At 48.4% G+C, this 18690-nt stretch carries 14 protein-coding genes, 5 tRNA genes and 6 pseudogenes; 12 read left to right on the plus strand and 13 right to left on the minus strand.

Features of this window, described 5'->3' with window-relative positions:
- Positions 1 to 28 precede the first annotated feature (28 nt).
- Positions 29 to 436 carry a LysR substrate-binding domain-containing protein gene (locus HC231_RS08290; RefSeq protein WP_208230557.1) on the plus strand — a complete coding sequence of 136 codons (408 nt, stop codon included), beginning with the start codon at positions 29 to 31 and terminating at the stop codon, positions 434 to 436.
- A 755-nt stretch (positions 437 to 1191) separates the two neighbouring features.
- Here the strand turns inward: HC231_RS08290 and HC231_RS08295 are convergent.
- The 7 genes and pseudogenes from HC231_RS08295 to HC231_RS08320 form a co-directional block, all read right to left on the minus strand.
- Positions 1192 to 2580, minus strand: coding sequence for an MFS transporter (locus tag HC231_RS08295; RefSeq protein ID WP_208230558.1), 1389 nt, complete (start codon positions 2578 to 2580; stop codon positions 1192 to 1194).
- Between the two features lie 320 nt (positions 2581 to 2900).
- Positions 2901 to 3089, minus strand: a complete 189-nt coding sequence (locus HC231_RS08300; protein ID WP_208231513.1) for a hypothetical protein — start codon at positions 3087 to 3089, stop codon at positions 2901 to 2903.
- Between the two features lie 185 nt (positions 3090 to 3274).
- Positions 3275 to 4062: pseudogene (locus HC231_RS08305) on the minus strand (aminoglycoside adenylyltransferase family protein).
- 156 nt (positions 4063 to 4218) lie between these two features.
- A pseudogene (locus HC231_RS08310) lies at positions 4219 to 4930 on the minus strand (IS3 family transposase); the annotation flags it as partial.
- Between the two features lie 69 nt (positions 4931 to 4999).
- Positions 5000 to 5311: a tyrosine-type recombinase/integrase gene (locus tag HC231_RS24360; RefSeq protein ID WP_425490518.1), complete on the minus strand. Its 312-nt coding sequence runs from the start codon at positions 5309 to 5311 to the stop codon at positions 5000 to 5002.
- The gene (locus HC231_RS08315) at positions 5257 to 6195 is read right to left on the minus strand and encodes a tyrosine-type recombinase/integrase (RefSeq protein ID WP_425490519.1); all 939 of its coding nucleotides are present in this window, start codon (positions 6193 to 6195) and stop codon (positions 5257 to 5259) included. Before HC231_RS08315 ends, HC231_RS24360 begins: the two co-directional genes overlap by 55 nt.
- A gap of 351 nt (positions 6196 to 6546) precedes the next feature.
- Positions 6547 to 7467, minus strand: a complete 921-nt coding sequence (locus HC231_RS08320) for a LysR family transcriptional regulator (protein WP_208230559.1) — start codon at positions 7465 to 7467, stop codon at positions 6547 to 6549.
- Between the two features lie 141 nt (positions 7468 to 7608).
- Between HC231_RS08320 and HC231_RS08325 the strand changes: the two genes are divergently transcribed.
- Both HC231_RS08325 and HC231_RS08330 read left to right on the plus strand, forming a co-directional pair.
- Entirely contained in the window at positions 7609 to 7998 is a 390-nt protein-coding gene (locus HC231_RS08325) for a RidA family protein (RefSeq protein WP_152403857.1), read from the plus strand.
- A gap of 149 nt (positions 7999 to 8147) precedes the next feature.
- A complete protein-coding gene (locus HC231_RS08330) occupies positions 8148 to 9107 on the plus strand; it encodes a quinone oxidoreductase family protein (RefSeq protein WP_208230560.1) in 960 nt (319 codons plus the stop codon).
- A 259-nt stretch (positions 9108 to 9366) separates the two neighbouring features.
- On the opposite strand, the gene HC231_RS08335 is transcribed toward HC231_RS08330, so the two are convergent.
- The 4 genes and pseudogenes from HC231_RS08335 to HC231_RS08350 form a co-directional block, all read right to left on the minus strand.
- A complete protein-coding gene (locus HC231_RS08335) occupies positions 9367 to 9615 on the minus strand; it encodes a hypothetical protein (RefSeq protein WP_208230561.1) in 249 nt (82 codons plus the stop codon).
- A gap of 28 nt (positions 9616 to 9643) precedes the next feature.
- A pseudogene (locus HC231_RS08340) lies at positions 9644 to 9967 on the minus strand (transposase); the annotation flags it as partial.
- 92 nt (positions 9968 to 10059) lie between these two features.
- Positions 10060 to 10149: pseudogene (locus tag HC231_RS08345) on the minus strand (Arm DNA-binding domain-containing protein); the annotation flags it as partial.
- 164 nt (positions 10150 to 10313) lie between these two features.
- Positions 10314 to 10389: transfer RNA gene (locus tag HC231_RS08350), tRNA-Asn, on the minus strand.
- A 380-nt stretch (positions 10390 to 10769) separates the two neighbouring features.
- Here HC231_RS08350 and HC231_RS08355 point away from each other — a divergent pair.
- Both HC231_RS08355 and HC231_RS08360 read left to right on the plus strand, forming a co-directional pair.
- A pseudogene (locus HC231_RS08355) lies at positions 10770 to 11036 on the plus strand (LysR family transcriptional regulator); the annotation flags it as partial.
- A gap of 286 nt (positions 11037 to 11322) precedes the next feature.
- Positions 11323 to 11589: a sigma-S stabilization anti-adapter protein IraP gene (locus tag HC231_RS08360; protein WP_208230562.1), complete on the plus strand. Its 267-nt coding sequence runs from the start codon at positions 11323 to 11325 to the stop codon at positions 11587 to 11589.
- 172 nt (positions 11590 to 11761) lie between these two features.
- Here the strand turns inward: HC231_RS08360 and cycA are convergent, their stop codons facing one another.
- Complete coding sequence (gene cycA, locus HC231_RS08365; protein ID WP_208230563.1) at positions 11762 to 13165, minus strand: D-serine/D-alanine/glycine transporter; 1404 nt, start codon at positions 13163 to 13165, stop codon at positions 11762 to 11764.
- 333 nt (positions 13166 to 13498) lie between these two features.
- Here cycA and HC231_RS08370 point away from each other — a divergent pair.
- A tRNA-Lys gene (locus HC231_RS08370) sits at positions 13499 to 13574 on the plus strand.
- Between the two features lie 501 nt (positions 13575 to 14075).
- On the opposite strand, the gene HC231_RS08375 is transcribed toward HC231_RS08370, so the two are convergent.
- Positions 14076 to 14300: a DUF2594 family protein gene (locus HC231_RS08375; protein WP_208230564.1), complete on the minus strand. Its 225-nt coding sequence runs from the start codon at positions 14298 to 14300 to the stop codon at positions 14076 to 14078.
- A gap of 659 nt (positions 14301 to 14959) precedes the next feature.
- Between HC231_RS08375 and uvrY the strand changes: the two genes are divergently transcribed.
- The 6 genes and pseudogenes from uvrY to HC231_RS08405 all read left to right on the plus strand — a co-directional run bounded on the left by uvrY (position 14960) and on the right by HC231_RS08405 (position 18475).
- Entirely contained in the window at positions 14960 to 15616 is a 657-nt protein-coding gene (gene uvrY, locus HC231_RS08380) for a UvrY/SirA/GacA family response regulator transcription factor (protein ID WP_208230565.1), read from the plus strand.
- A pseudogene (gene uvrC, locus HC231_RS08385) lies at positions 15609 to 17440 on the plus strand (excinuclease ABC subunit UvrC). Before uvrY ends, uvrC begins: the two are co-directional and overlap by 8 nt.
- 58 nt (positions 17441 to 17498) lie before the next feature.
- Complete coding sequence (gene pgsA / locus HC231_RS08390) at positions 17499 to 18047, plus strand: CDP-diacylglycerol--glycerol-3-phosphate 3-phosphatidyltransferase (RefSeq protein ID WP_208230566.1); 549 nt, start codon at positions 17499 to 17501, stop codon at positions 18045 to 18047.
- A 141-nt stretch (positions 18048 to 18188) separates the two neighbouring features.
- A tRNA-Gly gene (locus HC231_RS08395) sits at positions 18189 to 18264 on the plus strand.
- Positions 18265 to 18304: 40 nt separating this feature from the next.
- Positions 18305 to 18378 (plus strand) — tRNA-Cys (locus tag HC231_RS08400).
- A 10-nt stretch (positions 18379 to 18388) separates the two neighbouring features.
- Positions 18389 to 18475, plus strand: a tRNA-Leu gene (locus HC231_RS08405).
- Positions 18476 to 18690 lie beyond the last annotated feature (215 nt).

The raw sequence follows: 18690 nt of genomic DNA on the forward strand, positions 1-18690 counted from the left end.
CCTTGGTGAATATAATCATTGATTCTATATGGTGTGCGTGCTGCCGGCGCAGCACCCGCTGACGCAGCAGGCCGTGGTGCGCTGGCAGGATATTGCGCCACGGGAGCTAATCTTTATTACCACCGACGTCCGGATGGTGGCGATGATCGCGGAGGTGGTGTCGGAATTCCGCCAACGTCAGGTCGCAGCGGTGGAAACCAACCGCTACAGTATGGCGATCAACCTGGTCAGGCATGGTAACGGCGTGACCATCGTCGACCGCTTTTCCCTACAGGGGATTGACACCGCTGGGTTGGCGGTGCGCCCGTTCCGCCCTGCATTACAGGTTTCGGTGGTGGCGGTGACCGATCGGCGTAGTGTAATGTTCCCGACGAGAGAAGCGTTTGCGGAAGCGATGAAAACGGTGATGGCGGAAAGCGCTGGGGTTGTTATATAGCCTGATGTGAATGATATGCCGCTAAATAGCTTGCCGTGCTCGCTTTTATACTTTTTCAAAAAAACACCGGCTCGCCGGCAGCCTGAGCCAACTATGCCATTGAATAATGGATTAACGTTGATCATTCATATCAAATGCCTGCCAAAGCAATGAAAGCGGGTCGATGGACTTTATGCATGAACAGCTATCAGATGGCTTCGGTATTATATGTCTACATTTTTCTATAATGGATCATAAATACAGATTGCGAATCATTAATCGAGCAGGAAGTCATGATGATAAAAACCATCCCGTGTACAGCTCCTGTAAATAAGTGCATATAAAACAAGAACGAAAAACCTACGCTATCGTTTCCAGGCATCTGACAATAACCATTTTGGCGGTGTTGTTCCGCGGACCTATTGCACAGGGTAGGCTGACGATATTTTGAAATTAAAGAAAGACCGGAAAGTAAATATCACTGGTGTTGGCAATAATATTGGAGACAGGACGCTCTACACCAATAATAATGAAAATATGGCATGGAAGATAATAAAGATGATCCGGATATAGGTTTTGTTCAGAATGATCATAATATGAGCGGGCCCCGTGTTTTAACCATAGGATAAATGGCGTCATAAGGCGGTAGTGACAGATTCCGGTAGGAGATAGGTCGACGGGGCTGGTGGGGCGTTTCGGGTTAGCCCTTTATGTAATGCATTCGATTGCACGCGAATTCTCGGCGGAAAAGCGTGTCTTCCACCGAGAATAATCCCTCAGACGGGGCCGGCCTTTGAGGAAGGGCTAACCGTACCCTCTCCCGAACCAGATGCATCGGTGGCCGTGGGGCTGACACGAGTGATCGAGGCGAGAATAGCGCCGATAAGGGCGATGACCACGACCGCCCACAGCCCCGACGAAGGGCTTCCAGTCTGCTGCTCGGCAAATCCCAGGATATACGGACCGAAGAATCCACCCAGTTGGCCGACCATATTGACCAGCGCCAAGCCGGCTGCCAGCGCCGCGCCGGAAAGGCGAAAACCGACGCTCGCGAGGATCATTGGTTGACAAGTCTGCGTTGCGGCATAGGCAATGCAGAACCCGATGATCGCCACCACCGGACCGAACCATCCTCCCAAACTCCTTTGGGCAAGCAGGGCGATGATTAGCCCAATGGAGATGAAGATAATCAGGGAAACGATCCAGGTTTTAGTCATCCCGGGTTTGACGAGTTTCGGTACGACCCACAGGGAAATGGCGCCGACCACATAAGGAACAGCGGTTATCAGGCCGACCTCGAAGGTAGTCAGCGCCGAAGAATAGGTTCTGATGATCGCCGGAAGGAAGTATCCAAGCGCGTATACTCCGATGACAACCGTAAAGAAAACCACTGCATTCAACAAAATTTGAGGATCACAGGCCGACTTCCAAAGCGAGTAATTGCCAGAATTACGCGCGCCAGTTTCATTCTGATATTTTATATAGGCTTCAAGCTGCTGTGCAGGCTCGGGCGCGAGCCATTTTGCCTCTGTCGGACGATCCGGCAGACGGAGGAGCAGGACAACGCCGAGAAGGACCGTCGGAATACCCTCTAAGATGAACAGCCACTGCCACCCCGGCAGGCCGGCCGTGCCGTGCAGGCCGACGATGAGGCCGGCGAGAGGATTGCCGATGATATTAGCCATTGCGGCGCCCATCAGAAAGATACTGTTGGCGCGAGTCCGTTGGGAATGGGGAAAGAAAATCGTAATATAATATAGAACCCCTGGATAGAATCCCGACTCTACCAGGCCAAGTAGCAACCGGAGCGTGTAGAACTGCGCTGTCGTATGGATAAAGGCTGTCCCCATCGACAGCAATCCCCATAGCGTCATTACCGTACCCAATGTCCACCGCGCGCCGATCTTGCTCATGATCAGATTGCTTGGAATCTGAAAAAATGCATAGGTTAAAAAAAAGAGACCGGAACCAAGACCATATGCCGCAGCATCAATGCCGATATCAGTCTGAAGTTCGGACTTCACCATACTGATATTCGTTCTATCAATAAAGTTTAGGATATAGCCCAATACTAGAATCGGTAGGATTCGTTTGAACAGGAGGGATATCGTCTCTTCACTTGGCGGTGTTGGAAGCTCCCTGGGAATACCTTGCTGCGAGGCCATGATAAACATCGTCTCCTTTTTTTAGTTATCGTAGATTGTGCTTTATGCCTTCCCAGCCCGATTCCGTTTCTTTATTAACTCAACGCTTAACCGCCTATGGAAAATCACTGAGTTCACAAAATTCATTAAAATAAAAAATAGAATATGCATTAGAAAAACAATCGGTTGGAATCTATTTACGATGTTCAAACATATGGTGTGGTGTGAGTCAGTATATTTCTCCCTGGTAATGAATACTTTAGCGATCTTGGGCTAAATAATGACTTAAGTACCGATCGCCATCACACGTTGCTTTTGGCTCATTCGCAATATTGCTTTGCTTACCTCTCTATTTCATGCGTAGCTGATAGACAGAAGAGAAACAGAGACTCATGAGGCCGATCGCGTCGCCCTGTATTGTCGTTGGCATCCGTTACCGGCTGTGGTTCGTCGGATAGCGGCGGCAGGCCGCCGTGCTGTACGCAGCCCGTGAGCGCGCATAGCATCAGCAGGAATAGGCTGAATTTCATATCGACTCCTCTGTTTGACGGATACAGGAATGCCGCACCGCTGGCTGTTGCCGGGACGTAATGCGGACAGGGAAATAACGTTCAGGAAGGATTAACGATATGTAAGATGATAAAAATAAATAATCGTTAACTTAATAACTAACCGTTTGTTAAATAAAGGGGAATTCTCGATGCTTTTGAATAAATTATTCAAGCAACTCGGTAATATGTGCTTTTGCATACCCTACAAAGCGTTCTACTGACGGCATAGACGCGACCCAATCCTTTGCGGCCAACCCCAGATACTCTAAGCGCGCCGCTTGCAGCGTGGCGGCATGCTCAGCGGGCAATTGCGGCGCTAGCCAGGCCGCAGCCTCATCCTTGGCGACAATACCGCCGGTAACGACGTATACCAGATTCGCGCCAGCGTCAGGATGATATTACGTTCATCGCCCAGCAAATCCGCCGGTTCATGCCACAGTTCAAGGGCATGTCGACATGTTTGCAACAAATCGCTTTTAGGGATGACGTTGAATAACGTCTCTGCGCTTTCGCCGATTAACGGTACGCTGGCGTTACGCACGTTGGTCAGTAGAATGGCGACATCAGGGTCCGGCTGCGCCGGTTCATAAACGCCAGCTCGGATATCGTCACGCAACCATTCGCCAAACTGCATTTCTCTTGAAGGCGGGAATCGCCACGGCACCAGCTGTGAATACAAGACTACGGTCACCTCCAGCGCTCGATAGCTATCAGAGGCGCCGGGCGGCGCTGAAATTGCCAGAAAGCCCCGCATCAAGGCTTGCCGTTGGATGATATAAAGCGGTTCCCGTACCGTGACCAACAAATCAATGTCGCTGCGGGGCGACAACCCGCCCACAACAGCAGAACCATACAAATGAATGGCTACCAGATTGCAATCGATAATCCGGATGATGAGCGTACAGGCGGTATTCACCTGGTGTCGAATTGCGTCCGGTATGTTCTTTATCATGTTGCCCGCCACCATGGTTCAAACAGCGAATTTTTATGAACGATTGGGTATTGAGTTTACAGCTATTTTTCACGTTTATGTCGTATGGCTCTTGACGTTTTTTAACATTGTCGCGTCAAAAACAGCCAAAATAGCCACGCCGATGGAACCCCCTCTTGCCCAGCGTTTACCTGTCCAGATATACGTCACGTCGCCGCACCACACCTGATTAGGTTCTGTCACTGCGAACTGACGCTCAAGGTGATTCGGGATAGTGATGTATTCATGGCCACCGCGTTTATACCGATGGATGGGCTGCTGACAACTGACCAGCCCCAGCTCTTTCATGAGTCTGCCGGCAAGCCAGCGCCCCATCCGGAAGCCTCTAAGCGCTGCCATTGCTGCGATATTCCTTGCCCCGGCTGAGCCATGACTAATGTTGTATAGTTCCTGAACCTGACTGCGTAACTCTGTATGCTTTCTGTCCGGCTTATCAGGACGGCATTTCCAGTATTTATAGCTGCTGCGGTGAACCCCAAATACGTGGCAGAGTGTAGCCACGGGATAACGCGCCCTGAGTTTTCCGATTAACGAGAACTGTTCAGGGAGTCTGACATCAAGAGCGCGGTAGCTTTTTTAATATTTCATTTTCCATTTCAGTACGTTGTAGCTTTTTCTTCAACTCACGTATTTCAATTTGTTCCGGGGTAATGGGGGAAGCTTTCGGTGTTTTTCCCTGTCGTTCGTCCCGTAATTGTCTGACCCATCGGGTCATTGTTGAAAGGCCAATATCCATGGCTTTTGCTGCTTCAGCAACAGTGTAGCTCTGCTCGACAACCAACTGAGCCGCTTCACATTTGAACTCTGCACTAAAATTTCTTTTTTTCATTGGAGCACCTGTTTTGCTCTGAGGTGAGCATATCACCTCTGTTCAGGTGGCCAAATTCAGTGTGCCACTTCACTCTAACAGATCAAGGCGGTCTGCCCAATCCTGCATCATGACTCGTCGTTGCTCAACATAAGCTGCATGATTGTAAGTGGCACGGACTTTATTAGGACCCGCATGAGAAAGTTGAGCGTCTATCCAGATTTTCGGATAGCCAATTTCATGCAAAGCGGTTGAAATTGTGCCGCGTATGCCGTGCTCGGTTAGCCGATCTTTGTAACCCATTCGTTTGAGAGCGGCATTGAGTGTATTTTCACTGATGCGCTTATTCAGGTCAGAGTTACCCGGCAATAAAAAACGTTGCGCAGGCCTGGCCTCGCGCAAAAGGTGGCGGATGATTTCGATAGCCTGAGTTGATAGAGGGCAGTATATGGTGGGATGTTCTTGGAGCGCTTGCCACTTTTGCGTAAAAGGCGTTGCAACTGCTTTACGTTGTCCGGCGGAATAAACCATAAACCCTGCTTCAGATCGAACTGTTCTGGTGTCGCCAGACGTAATTCGCCAGTTCGCACGCCAGTCAGTAGCAACAGGCGAATCCCCAACTGGGTATTCAGTTGTCCACGGTAATGACGTAGCTTTTGTAAAAGAGTTGGGATCTCATGCATCCACAGAAAAGGATTATGGATTTCGGGTGGTTTGGGTAGGGCAACTACCTTCAGGTCTGTAGCGGGATTGTTCTCCAGCCCTTCAACTTTGACCAACGCAAAGCGAAACACTTGATTCAGCCAGCCCCTGACTTTTTGGGCAACGGTGAATGCTCCCCGTTGTTCGATTCGACTTAGTATTTGCAAGAGATCAGTTCGACGTACATCGTTGTTGAAAACTCGTTTGCACTGCGAAAGGGATGATTTTCTTCCTTCCTTTAAAGTCAGTGCCCGGTATTCAGCCCATTGTTTGAATACAGAGGAAAAGCTATTTTCCGAAGCAAGCTGGATGGCATGACGTTGCTGCTCACGGGCAACTCGTGGATTAATACCTTGTGCCACCAAAGCTGAAGCCTGATCTCTTGCCTGTCTGGCTCCACGCAGTGTCACATCAGGGTATTGGCCCAGGGACATTCGCTTTTGTTTTCCGCACCAGTAATAGCGGAAGTGCCAGGATTTTCCACCCTTTGGCGCGACAGCAAGTGAAAGGCCAGCATCATCAGAGAGGGTATAGGATTTACCGGTTGCTTTGGCCCGGCGGACTGCGGTATCGGAAAGTGCCATAATCGTAGCTCCTGATTACAGGTCAGAGCTGGATTCTGGTTTCCGGTCGCAAAGACTCATAGCAAGAATGCGAACACAATCCACCCGCTTTCCCGATGGACTCAAAAGTGGACTTAAAAGTATCGGATTTAGGTGGATTTCAGTGGAACGTAGAAGAAGGGATTTCACCCTTCTTTCAATGACCTGTGGACTTCAGTAGACATCCACAGAACAAGAAATGGCTCTCTGACTGGGATCGCCTTTGCCAGTAACTGGCGAATAAACAAGCTAAATCTGAATTCCCTTTATGTCAAGACCACCAGAATGACCACCAATCGACACTGATGAGCGAATCAGGGGGCTGGGATGTAGTTACTTATTGTTGGAATTGGGGACATGCCGCTGCATCAATTCAATGATCCAATCAATAAAAACTCGCAGTTTGGCGTTGACATGGCGGTTCGGTGGAAAAGCTATGTGCAGGGGCATTGGACTGATACGCCATTGTGCAAATAACGGAATTAAAGAGCCAACAGCCTGATGTGCTGCCGCCATATAGATTGGCAGCGCAATCACTCCTAACCCGGCTAACCCAGCTTCGAGGTAAGCATTGCCATCATCCACGGCAAGTACATAGCTGCCCGTGATTTCAATATGTTCACTCTCACTGCGCAGTACCAGAGGATCAATTTTACTGGTGCGTGAGGACAAGAATCCCACTATGCGATGGTCGGTGTTTTCCAGCTCTCGCGGGTGCGCAGGAGCGCCAAGGCGTTTCACATAACTGGGGGCGACGTAGATGCCGAATTGCAAATCTCCGACATGGCGTGCGATCAGGGACTGGTCGTTGATTTCGCCACCGCGCAGGATGCAATCCACGTTGTCGCCGATCAGATCCACCACCCGGTCGCTTACGCCCATGTCGAACTGGATATCGGGGTAACGGGCGTGGAAAGCCGGTAGCGCCGGCACAATGACGAGGCGGGCCAGCGGACTGGGTACATCCACCCGTAGCCGTCCCCTGGGCGTTACCGCCGCACTGGACAGGCTGTTTTCAGCATCCTCCATGTCCGCCAGCAGGCGGATGACGCGTTCGTAGTAGACCGCGCCATCGGAAGTCACGCCGAGCTTGCGGGTGGTGCGATGGAGCAATTTGACGCGCAGGCGCGCTTCCAACTGCTGAATTAGTTGCGTCACCGTGGTTTTGCTCATATGAAGCGTTTGGGCAGCCTTCGTGAAGCTTCCTGCCTCCACCACGCGAGCAAAGGCGCGCATCGCATCGAAACGATCCATTCCTTATCCTCTCTTTTCACCGATTGTTTGGATTTTACAAACAATGATGGACAAAGTCGCTTGTTTATCCATCCGATCCAGCACCTGTAAAGTGTCTTTATGTTCACCGGGCAGATTTCGCCCCATTGCAAAGGTACAAACATGACAGCACGCGAAGCAGTTTTTCCCTTCGGTCGGCAGGCGCTCTATGAGCGCAATCGCTATTCACCGGCCATCAAATCCAACGGTTTCTTGTTCGTTTCTGGGCAGGTTGGTAGCCGCGAGGATGGTTCGCCTGAGCACGATCTAAAAGCGCAGGTCAGGCTGGCATTCAATAATCTTAATGCTGTTCTCGCGGCTGCGGGCTGCACGTTCGGTGACGTGGTTGACGTTACCCTCTTTGTCGTCGATCCCGAGTCAAACCTCGACGCTATCTGGAGTATCCTGCCAGAATATTGGGGGGAAGCGCCTTACCCTACGTTAACTGGGATCGGCGTGACGTGGCTTTACGGATTCAAGTTTGAGATTAAGGTGATTGCCAGGCTGCCCTAAATGTTATAGGTCTTTCGCCAGTCGAAAATTCAACAGAGCAGCCCGCGCGGCCAGGAAAGGTAACAGAGATATTCCTGACGTGCTAAGTGTTGGAATCGGCATGGTTTTCCAGACTGGTCTGGATTTACTGATAAGACAGAGGAAAATTTATGAAAGCAGCGGTTTATGATGTGGAAGGCGCTCCCTGCGTCCTGAAATATGTCGATATTCCCGATCCGGTTACAGGACCTGACGACATCCTGATTTCTGTCGAGGCTATCTCGATTGAAGGGGGAGATCTGATCAACCGCCGGTCAACACCGCCGCCTCGTCCTTCATGGATCGTCGGCTACGCGGCCGCGGGCACGGTTGTTGCAGTCGGATCGAACGTCCGTAGCCGTACGGTTGGGGACAGAGTCGCTGCTTTTAACATGCAGGGGTCACATGCGGAACGTTGGGTTGTGCCCGCGGAGCGAACCTGGCTTATACCCGATGGGGTGGATGCGGCAGAAGCGGCGGTGTTACCGATTTCTTTTGGAACCGCGCATCATTGCCTTTTCACACGAGGCATGCTTCGTCACGGAGAAACCGTCCTTATTCAGGCAGCAGCAGGCGGCGTGGGTCTCGCGGCTGTTCAGCTTGCCTCACAAGCAGGCGCAACGGTCATCGCAGTGGCAAGCGGAACGCAGCGAAGAAGCCGGTTGCTTGAACTTGGTGCCGATCATGTCGTGGATCGTACAGAGAATAACGTCGTGGACAGTGTCCGGCAGTACATCCATGGCACCGGTGTCGACCTTGTCATCGATCCGGTGGGGACGACGTTGCCTGCTTCGCTTTCTGTACTCGCTTCGGAAGGACGTCTCGTCTTCGTCGGTAATGCGGGCGGTGGCAGCCTGACTGTCGACTTGTGGCCGCCAATGCAGTCTAACCAGACACTCATGGGGGTATTCATGGGACCCCTTTTTGAAAGGCCCGGAGTTCGGGCAAGTGTGGACGACATGTTGCAGGCTGTAGCAGCAGGGCGCATCAGAGTTGTTATTGACCGCATCTTCCCACTGGCCAACGCTGCCGTAGCCCATGAATTCGCCGAGACAGCGAAACCGCTTGGCCGCATCGTTATGAAGCCATGAGGCGCGTTTGACCAGTATGAGTGCGCTGGGCTAATTACTTGGTTCTGGTGTCAAGGCTAAGTTCAGATGTCAGGGGTGGGGCAAAAGGAAATGTACTCTCTGAGCCAAAAGCGGTCATAATTTTCCATACCAACGGTAATCCTGTATCATTTGGTAACATGTTAGGATTCCCGGAAAAGCCGCCTAATGAAAGGATATTGATATGGATTAAGCCACGCGATATTTTATTCACGATCTAGATTAACAGAGAAAGTGCTCATTACTCACCGTCTTTATAAGGCTGAACCAATAGATCAGGGAGTGCATTGTCTGCATTAGCTTCTTTGCCGACAGATTTTTTTTGTTTAGCTGGGATTTTTCCGGCAATTTTCATAATGCCATCATCACGTAGCACAGACCGACGAATAAAGTCCTCTGTTATTGTTAACAAAGATTTGAACTCGCTTTTTGTCGGTGACCAAGCGCGATGTGTAGCAGCATTACCTGCATCTGTGACATATCCCATCATGGCCTTGCCGTCAAAATCGGCTATACATTTTTGCCCGACCGAACTCCACGGCCTCTTTAAGGATCTCGGCTTCCATCGTCTTTTTGCCCAGAAGGCGCTGGAGCTCGCGGATTTGCTTATTAGCCGCAGCAAGTTCAGAGGCGGGTACGACCTCTTCACCTGAAGCCACGGCAGTCAGAGAACCGTCTTCATATTGCTTGCGCCATTTGAATATCTGGTTTGCATTGATGCCATGCTGGCGCGCGACATGAGACACGGTCATACCGGCTTCCATAGTCTGCTGAATAATGGCAATTTTTTCCTGCGGAGTACGGCGACGATGCCGTTCAGGTCCTGATAACACTTCAACCATCTTATCGTTCTGACTGGTATTAAACATAGTTCTAAGACTACCTCTTATTTTAAGAGAGGCGAAGTGTCTGGTGATCTATGGGGCTAATCTATGATCAGCAGGTACAGCCCTGAACTATCTGCCAGTTTGAAGGATTTATTGGCGGGTTTGATCTTGCGGATAGCGGTATCGGTTAATGCCATAGCGGGGGCTCCATTTTCTCAACGAACCGTGAGGCCCCCGATTAAGCCCCCTAAAACTAGGGATGTCAAAAAACCCGGCAGTCCTTTTCAGGGTAACCGGGTAAAGATAACTTCTTGTTTTTTAAACGCTTCAGGACTTATAGGAACGTCATGAAACTAAAATCTGGCTCCTCTGACTGGACTCGAACCAGTGACATACGGATTAACAGTCCGCCGTTCTACCGACTGAACTACAGAGGAATCGGTTAGCTGCGGGGGATAATAGCGGGAGCCTTTCACCTTGTCAAAGGCTGTTATGCTTTATCGCGACTGATTGTTGAAGTAATAATCAACATGTTGAAATTACAGTGCAAGTTGCATGTAGTGGTTCGTGTTGTTCTTCTTTCCCGGTTGCGCGTCTGCACCTTGATATGGCAACAATTGCATTAGCGTGGTGCATGCTTAGGTAGAAGAAAATCGATATAACCCATCTTCCGTAAGGCTAATTTAGCCTGCGAACCATTTCTTTTCCTTATTTTACCCTTGGCTTATCAACTAGGTATCAGTTTTTCATTGTAGCACAAACACAATTTGGCGCGGTTCTTGCTACCTTAATCGGGGTAACTACTCAGGAGGCAGAAATGAATCTTAGACGGCTCAAGTACTTTGTGAAAATCGTTGATATCGGTAGCTTGACTCAGGCTGCTGAGTTGTTGCACATCGCACAACCGGCGCTGAGCCAGCAGGTCGCTACGCTGGAAGGTGAGCTGGAGAAACAGTTGCTGGTTCGTAGCAGACGTGGAGTTACTCCCACGGAAGCGGGAAAAATCCTTTATTCACATGCGCAAGCTATTTTGTATCAATGTGAGCAGGCGAAAAGCGCAGTGAATGGCGTTAGACAGTCAGTAAACGTATAGATTTTTGAGTAGCCAGCCATTCTCACTATAGCTGGCTATATAAAACAACCTTTCATAATATTGTCCCTCCCTCCTTTTCTCTGTAGTGTTCGTTCTCCTGGCGTTTAAGTTTTATTGTTATAGAATGTTATATTGACATAGCAAAGCAGTAGTATGCACTAGCGGTGAAGTTAGCTTAGGTGTTACATTAGCCGCGCATCGCTTTATCTAATCCTACTTGTAACGTACTGATGATCCATATCGGTACCTTGTGGTTATTATTTTTAAGGAGTTCAAAATGAATAACCTTCTCTCGCAGCTTTTGATGAAACTGGCTGAAAAAGAAGTCGGAGAAAAAGAACTTCACGCTAAAGTCGAATTGTTGGAAATATTGGTGTTTTCTATTATATCTGTGTTAGATGATAATAAAATTAATGAGTTAACGAAAAAGGTGGAGAGCGTATTAGCAGAAGTGTCGCAGCATAAAGATGAAGATACCTGCTTAACACTCGAATTGTTGACTCGCGGTATTAATCGCTTTACTACTACCTCGATCAGAAACTAACATCGGCTAATGCTATTAGCAATTGGCATCAAATGATAAGGATGCCGGTATCCTGACCATTCTTTTTATAATTATGCAACCGTTCGATAACTAAGATTAGTATTACAGTTCGAGGATTAAGCATTAAGACGCTAACTTATGGTCAGCGCCTTTTTAATGATTGTTGTTTATATTAACCTAACCGTTTCTTCTTGCGAAAAAACTGATAAGCAATTGTCAGAATAATAAACCACAATGGCGTTATCACCAACGCTTGCAAGGTATCGTGCTGAAGTGTCAGTAGAATAATCACAAACGCAAAGAAGGCCAGGCAAACCCAACACATAAAAACGCCCCAGGGCATTTTATATTGTGAGTTGGCGTGTGACTGCGGCCTTTTTTTACGATACGCCAGATAAGAGCAGAGAATAATGCTCCAGATAAACATAAACAGAATGGCGGAAACGGTTGTTACCAGGGTAAATACCGTCATCACGTTCGGGATTAGGTAAATCAACACTACGCCGGATAACAGGCAGAGACAGGAAAATAGTAATCCCGCAGAGGGAACGGCGCGTTTGGATAATACACTAAAACGCTTCGGCGCATCTCCCTGTTTGGCTAATCCAAACAACATCCGGCTGGTGGAGAAGACGCCGCTGTTGGCTGAGGAGGCAGCGGAAGTTAATACCACAAAGTTGATTACGCTGGCCGCGGCGGGCAATCCTACCAGTACAAACATTTCAACGAAGGGACTGCGATCGGCGGCAATTGCGCTCCACGGCGTCACCGACATAATCATGATTAATGAAAAAACGTAGAACATGATGATGCGGATCGGTATGGCGTTTATCGCCCGGGGAAGCACGACTTTGGGATTTTTCGTTTCTGCCGCCGTGGTGCCGACCAACTCGATGCCGACGAAGGCGAATACCGCTATTTGGAATCCGGCAAAAAATCCGCCGATCCCTTTAGGAAACATACCGCCGTCATTCCATAAATTACTAAACGAAGCGATAGAGCCTGATGGTGAAGGATATTTCATTATGATCAGGGCGATGCCGATGACGATTAAAGCAACAATGGCCACAATTTTTATCATCGCAAACCAGAATTCCATTTCGCCGAACATTTTTACCGTCGCCAGATTAAGCGAGAGTAATAACAGAACGCAGAGGAGCGAGGATATCCACTGTGACAGATCGGGAAACCAGAATTGAGCATAAGCGCTGATGGCCACCACATCGGCAATACCGGTAACGACCCAGCAGAACCAATAAGTCCAGCCGGTAAAAAAACCAGCCCAGGGACCAAGCAGGTCGGCGGCAAAATCGCTGAATGATTTATAGCTCAGGTTCGAAAGCAGCAATTCGCCCATCGCGCGCATGACGAAGAACAGAATGAAACCGATAATCATATAAACGAAGATGATTGATGGTCCTGCCAGACTGATGGTTTTTCCTGAACCCATAAATAGCCCGGTACCGATGGCTCCGCCAATGGCAATGAGCTGAATATGGCGGTTAGTCAGATTTCGCCGTAATCCGTTACCGCCGGACTCCGCGAGGTCTGCCGCCTCTTTTGATTGATCTACCATGTAATATAATTTCCTATTTTTATGTGATGTTGTTTTGAGCTCTTAAGCGGCTCTCTCATTCATTAATACAGATACGTGTAAGATAGCGTAATTGTTGTACTGATTATAGGAGTGGTTGATATAACGGCGGTGAATAATTGCACAACGTGATTCTGTACGCTTTTTGCTCTGATAAAGTGGTTTATCGTAATATGAAAGGGGTAGGCTTATCGGCGCTAAGGTTAACAAAACTATGAATTGTGCTCAATATAATTTTAGCATGTGAAAAAATAAGAAAAAATCAATGTGAACTATTTGACAGTTGCCGCCAAGTGGAGAATAATCCACGCCGTTGGGTCGTTAGCTCAGTTGGTAGAGCAGTTGACTCTTAATCAATTGGTCCGGGGTTCGAGCCCCCGACGACCCACCAACACTTCAATAAGCTGTAGCCTGGTTGTAAATCATCTCCAGCGTGTCGCCTGCTTAGTCGTTTACTCCCGATCGTTTGTTTTTCCTTATTTGCGTTTTTGGCGCATGAGCCTGACAAAACACGCTATTTGCATCGCAATTTCTTCATGAAATATCCACAATAATTAATAGGTTTATTATTTATAATATTTTATTTAAACGGTATGGCGCTATTTTTATCGTATTTAATTAAATTTTAATAGCTGACTGATTATTTAAATTTCCGGTAACGGTAAAATAACAAAATATAAGGCATCTGCGACATGAAGGGGGCGCCAGGAGAAAATGCGCCGCAAGTCGCGTATGGCTGAAGGTACGTAAGTATATCGTGGCGGAGTGGGGCGGTGCCATCTTGCCGAGGGGCGGCAGCCGCATTGTCCGTATCGCAAAGGGATAACGCTGGTTGGCGGAAAATCGCCGCCGGCATCAAAAGGCGTACAGCCGACGGGAGCGTGATTCGCGGTTATTGACGATAGGCGTGTTTGATTTGTTTGATGGTGGCGCTTAACGCTTCAGCCTGTTTTGGATCTTCCAATTGGGCAATATACTTTTCCATTTTTACGATCACTTTGCCCGCATCAGCCTGCCCGATGGCTTTTAACAATAATGTAACAGTGGCTTTCAGGCAGGTTACTTCGTGGGCCAATGACTCTACAGAAGCGTGCGTGGAAAAATCTACATTGCTCATTTTTTCTCCTTAACAAGAAACGGTAAAAAAGTGTTTTAGTCTGCCTACCGCAGGTTTAAACGCACACGCTGCTGGCGACAATCAGATTGCCGGGAGTATAGCATAGAGTGTATTGTCGGCGGTCATTATTAATCAAGGATGACTATGTAGTGAGTATTTTTTATGCACTTAACTTGTTTTTAATTGTATTTAATTGTCTGGATTTATATAGTGAATCTGTGGCTAAATGTGTTGATAGAATACATGACGCTGTCCGTATAGACTCGTTCTTATCGGATATGGATTATATATGTAGTCCCGACTGTAAAAAATACTGATATAACAGGTGATTGCAGTGTTTTTTATTGATATGCAAGGAATGATGCCAATCTATATCATTGATTGGTGTTCTCTTGTAGGGGGTGCCTATGATGGGCGTTCAGAGCTTGGATCGCCGAGAATCATAATCTGAAATGTTAACGATATGATCAATACACACTTTGAAGGCAATGACATATTGTTATCATCATGATGTAGTCTCTATTGTTTATTGCTTCATGGCATATTTTAAAATACATAATTTATATAAATCTGTATTCATTATTTTTCTAAACCAACGTAGTATCACCTGCAAGCAACTCGTTATGTAAGTGTTACTCCCTTTTTTGGAGAATTATTCTTTGATTAGCGTTTTTCTTGTTGATGACCATGAATTGGTGCGGGCAGGGATACGACGCATTCTTGAGGATATCAAAGGTCTCAAAGTCGTTGGCGAAGTGTCATGTGGTGAAGATGCCGTCAGGTGGTGCCGCAACAATAATGTCGATGTCGTCCTGATGGACATGAATATGCCGGGGATCGGCGGTCTTGAGGCAACGCGAAAAATACTGCGATTCTCTCCCGATATAAAAGTTATCATGCTAACTATTTATACAGAGAACCCATTACCTGCTAAAGTAATGCAGGCGGGCGCAGCTGGATATGTCAGTAAAGCAGCGGCTCCGCAGGAAGTCATCTGTGCCATTCGGGCCGTGCATGCGGGGAAACGGTACATCGCTCCTGATATTGCGCAGCAAATGGCATTAAGCCAGCTAGAGCCGCAGATGGAGACTCCTTTGGAGTGTTTGTCTGAGCGTGAATTGCAGATTATGCTGATGATCACCAAAGGGCAGAAAGTGACTGAAATTTCAGATCAGTTGAATCTGAGCCCGAAAACGGTGAACAGCTACCGTTACCGGATGTTCAACAAGCTGAACATCAGCGGTGACGTTGAGCTAACGCACTTAGCCATTCGCCACGGTCTTTTTAATGCGGAGACGTTGTTAAGTAGTGAGTGAAAGTTTCAATGCCTCGGCATTTCTCAAGACGGTAACCAGCCAGCCTGGGGTTTACCGTATGTATGATGCCGCGAATACGGTGATCTATGTCGGAAAAGCAAAAGATTTAAAAAAACGACTTTCCAGCTATTTCCGCCGCAATGTGGCCAGCCGTAAGACCGAGGCTTTGGTAAAAAGTATCAGGCAGATCGATGTGACGATCACGCATACCGAAACCGAAGCGCTATTGCTGGAACATAACTATATTAAGCTTTATCAGCCGCGCTATAACGTTTTGTTGCGTGATGATAAATCTTATCCCATGATTTTTCTCAGCGCCGAGCAACATCCCCGTCTGGCCGTTCATCGCGGCGCTAAACATGCCAAAGGCGAGTATTTCGGACCATTCCCCAACGGCAATGCCGTACGGGAAACCCTGATGTTATTGCAAAAACTGTTTCCGATTCGGCAATGCGAAAACAGCGTGTATCGAAATCGCTCTCGCCCTTGTCTGCAATATCAAATAGGACGCTGCCTTGGTCCGTGCGTTAGCGGATTGGTTAGCGAAGAAGATTACCAGCAACAGGTCGACTACGTGCGTTTGTTTTTGTCCGGTAAGGATCAGCAGGTGCTTAATCAGCTTGTCGCACGAATGGAAGCCGCCAGCCGTGAACTGAACTTTGAAGAAGCCGCACGTATTCGCGATCAAATCCAGGCGGTGCGGAGGGTGACGGAGAAGCAATTCGTCTCCGGCGATGGCGAGGATCTGGATGTCATTGGCGTGGCTTTTGAAGCCGGGATGGCGTGTATTCATGTGCTGTTCATCCGTCAGGGAAAGGTGCTGGGCAGCCGGAGCTACTTTCCGAAGGTTCCGGGCGGAACGGTACTGGGGGAGGTTGTACAAACCTTTGTGGGCCAGTTTTACTTGCAGGGGAGTTCGGCCCGGACGCTGCCGTCAGAGATTCTGCTTGATTTTGCATTGCCGGATAAAGAACTGCTTACTGAATCCTTAACCGAGGTTGCCGGGCGTAAAGTACAGATTCAGACTAAACCGCGTGGCGATCGCGCCCGTTATCTGAAACTGGCTCGAACCAATGCCGCAACGGCGCTGGTGACGAAATTGTCACAACAATCAACTATTCGTCAGCGACTATCTGAATTGGCTAAAGTTTTACAGTTGCCGGAAATTAATCGTATGGAGTGTTTTGACATCAGTCATACTATGGGAGAGCAGACTGTGGCATCCTGTGTCGTATTCGATGAGAACGGGCCGCTACGTTCAGAATATCGCCGCTATAATATTAGCGGGATCACTCCCGGCGATGATTATGCCGCGATGACGCAGGTTCTAAAGCGTCGTTACGGCAAAGCGCTGGATGACGGTAAAATCCCTGACGTTATTGTCATTGACGGCGGTAAAGGGCAGCTCGGCCAGGCCAAAGCGGTATTCGATTCACTACAGGTGCCCTGGGATAAAAGCAAGCCGCTGTTGCTTGGCGTTGCTAAAGGTAGCGATCGTAAGGCAGGGCTGGAGACGCTATTCTTTGAAGCGACGGGAGAAGGCATTGCATTACCTCCTGATTCTCCGGCTTTGCACGTTATTCAGCACATTCGTGACGATTCTCACGATCATGCGATTGGCGGGCATCGTAAGAAAAGAGCAAAAGTTAAAAATACCAGTACATTAGAGCTCATTGAAGGCGTCGGGCCTAAACGTCGACAAACCCTATTGAAATACATGGGGGATTACAGCCTTTAATGAATGCCAGCATTGAGGAAATTGCAAATGTGCCGGGTATTTCACACGCGTTGGCAGAAAAAATCTTCCATGCGTTGAAACACTAGGGACAATGTAGCAACATACTCGTAATATCCACTCCAGCCAGATAGTTATCTAAGCGCTATGCAATTTAATATACCGACGTTGCTGACTTTGTTTCGTGTTGCTTTAATCCCGTTTTTTGTGCTGGCGTTTTATCTTCCATTCGTCTGGGCACCCCTGGTATGCGCAATCATTTTCGTTTTTGCCGCCGTTACCGACTGGTTTGATGGCTTTTTAGCCCGGCGCTGGAAGCAAACCACGCGATTTGGCGCGTTTCTGGACCCTGTCGCCGATAAAGTGATGGTCGCGGTCGCGTTGGTTTTGGTGGCTGAGCATTATCACTCCTGGTGGATTACGTTACCTGCCGCCACGATGATTGCGCGTGAGATCATCATTTCCGCATTGCGGGAATGGATGGCTGAGATAGGTAAACGAAGCAGCGTGGCGGTTTCCTGGATCGGCAAGGTAAAAACAACGGCGCAAATGTTGGCGCTGGTGGCTTTATTATGGCGGCCCGAACGCTTTGTGGAAGGAGCCGGGGTGATCGCTTTATATGTCGCAGCAGTGTTGACTTTCTGGTCAATGTTTCAATATTTGAACGCTGCAAGACATGATTTGCTTGAACCTTGATCGAAGCGTCTTAAAAACCAGCAAACGAACGTACTGAATTGATAATTCTATTGACTCATTGCGTCAGGTCAGTAGAATGCACCGCATCAACAGCAACGCTGGTTTGCTGAAAGTTAGTGAAAATCAGCATGTTCGTGCGATGCGGGAATAGCTCAGTTGGTAGAGCACGACCTTGCCAAGGTCGGGGTCGCGAGTTCGAGTCTCGTTTCCCGCTCCAATATCTTCAGCATCGAACGCTGAGAACGATTTAAAGGTAAGGCGCGTTGGCAGAGTGGCCATGCAGCGGATTGCAAATCCGTCTACCTCGGTTCGACTCCGGGACGCGCCTCCAATCTCTCTAAGCCCGGGTGGTGGAATCGGTAGACACAAGGGATTTAAAATCCCTCGGCGTACGCGCTGTGCGGGTTCAAGTCCCGCCCCGGGCACCATCCTGAAATCAATAGACGTCAACCGGCGTCTATTTTTTTGTTTGAAATCTACGGTTTTACTGGCTTTCCCTGCATTCCATACTCTCCCTACGTCAACACAATTCAGCCGACTTATGAATTGAGCCTACCAGACAACTCCACGAATTGTTAAAGAATAAAAAAACGCTAGACGATCCTGGCAGTATGCTTTTTAGCCTTAGCCTTAGCCTTAGCCT

Source organism: Brenneria izadpanahii, from assembly GCF_017569925.1.
Lineage (GTDB): Bacteria > Pseudomonadota > Gammaproteobacteria > Enterobacterales > Enterobacteriaceae > Brenneria > Brenneria izadpanahii.

Bases quoted from the DNA above. Each gene is read 5' to 3' on its own strand.
- HC231_RS08360 (WP_208230562.1), top strand. From the start codon at position 11,323: ATGAATAACCTTCTCTCGCAGCTTTTGATGAAACTGGCTGAAAAAGAA.
- HC231_RS08375 (WP_208230564.1), bottom strand. From the start codon at position 14,300: ATGAGCAATGTAGATTTTTCCACGCACGCTTCTGTAGAGTCATTGGCC.
- HC231_RS08335 (WP_208230561.1), bottom strand. From the start codon at position 9,615: ATGATGGGATATGTCACAGATGCAGGTAATGCTGCTACACATCGCGCT.
- HC231_RS08295 (WP_208230558.1), bottom strand. From the start codon at position 2,580: ATGGCCTCGCAGCAAGGTATTCCCAGGGAGCTTCCAACACCGCCAAGT.
- HC231_RS08325 (WP_152403857.1), top strand. From the start codon at position 7,609: ATGACAGCACGCGAAGCAGTTTTTCCCTTCGGTCGGCAGGCGCTCTAT.
- HC231_RS08330 (WP_208230560.1), top strand. From the start codon at position 8,148: ATGAAAGCAGCGGTTTATGATGTGGAAGGCGCTCCCTGCGTCCTGAAA.
- HC231_RS08300 (WP_208231513.1), bottom strand. From the start codon at position 3,089: ATGAAATTCAGCCTATTCCTGCTGATGCTATGCGCGCTCACGGGCTGC.
- pgsA (WP_208230566.1), top strand. From the start codon at position 17,499: ATGCAATTTAATATACCGACGTTGCTGACTTTGTTTCGTGTTGCTTTA.
- cycA (WP_208230563.1), bottom strand. From the start codon at position 13,165: ATGGTAGATCAATCAAAAGAGGCGGCAGACCTCGCGGAGTCCGGCGGT.
- HC231_RS08290 (WP_208230557.1), top strand. From the start codon at position 29: ATGGTGTGCGTGCTGCCGGCGCAGCACCCGCTGACGCAGCAGGCCGTG.
- HC231_RS08320 (WP_208230559.1), bottom strand. From the start codon at position 7,467: ATGGATCGTTTCGATGCGATGCGCGCCTTTGCTCGCGTGGTGGAGGCA.
- HC231_RS08315 (WP_425490519.1), bottom strand. From the start codon at position 6,195: ATGGCACTTTCCGATACCGCAGTCCGCCGGGCCAAAGCAACCGGTAAA.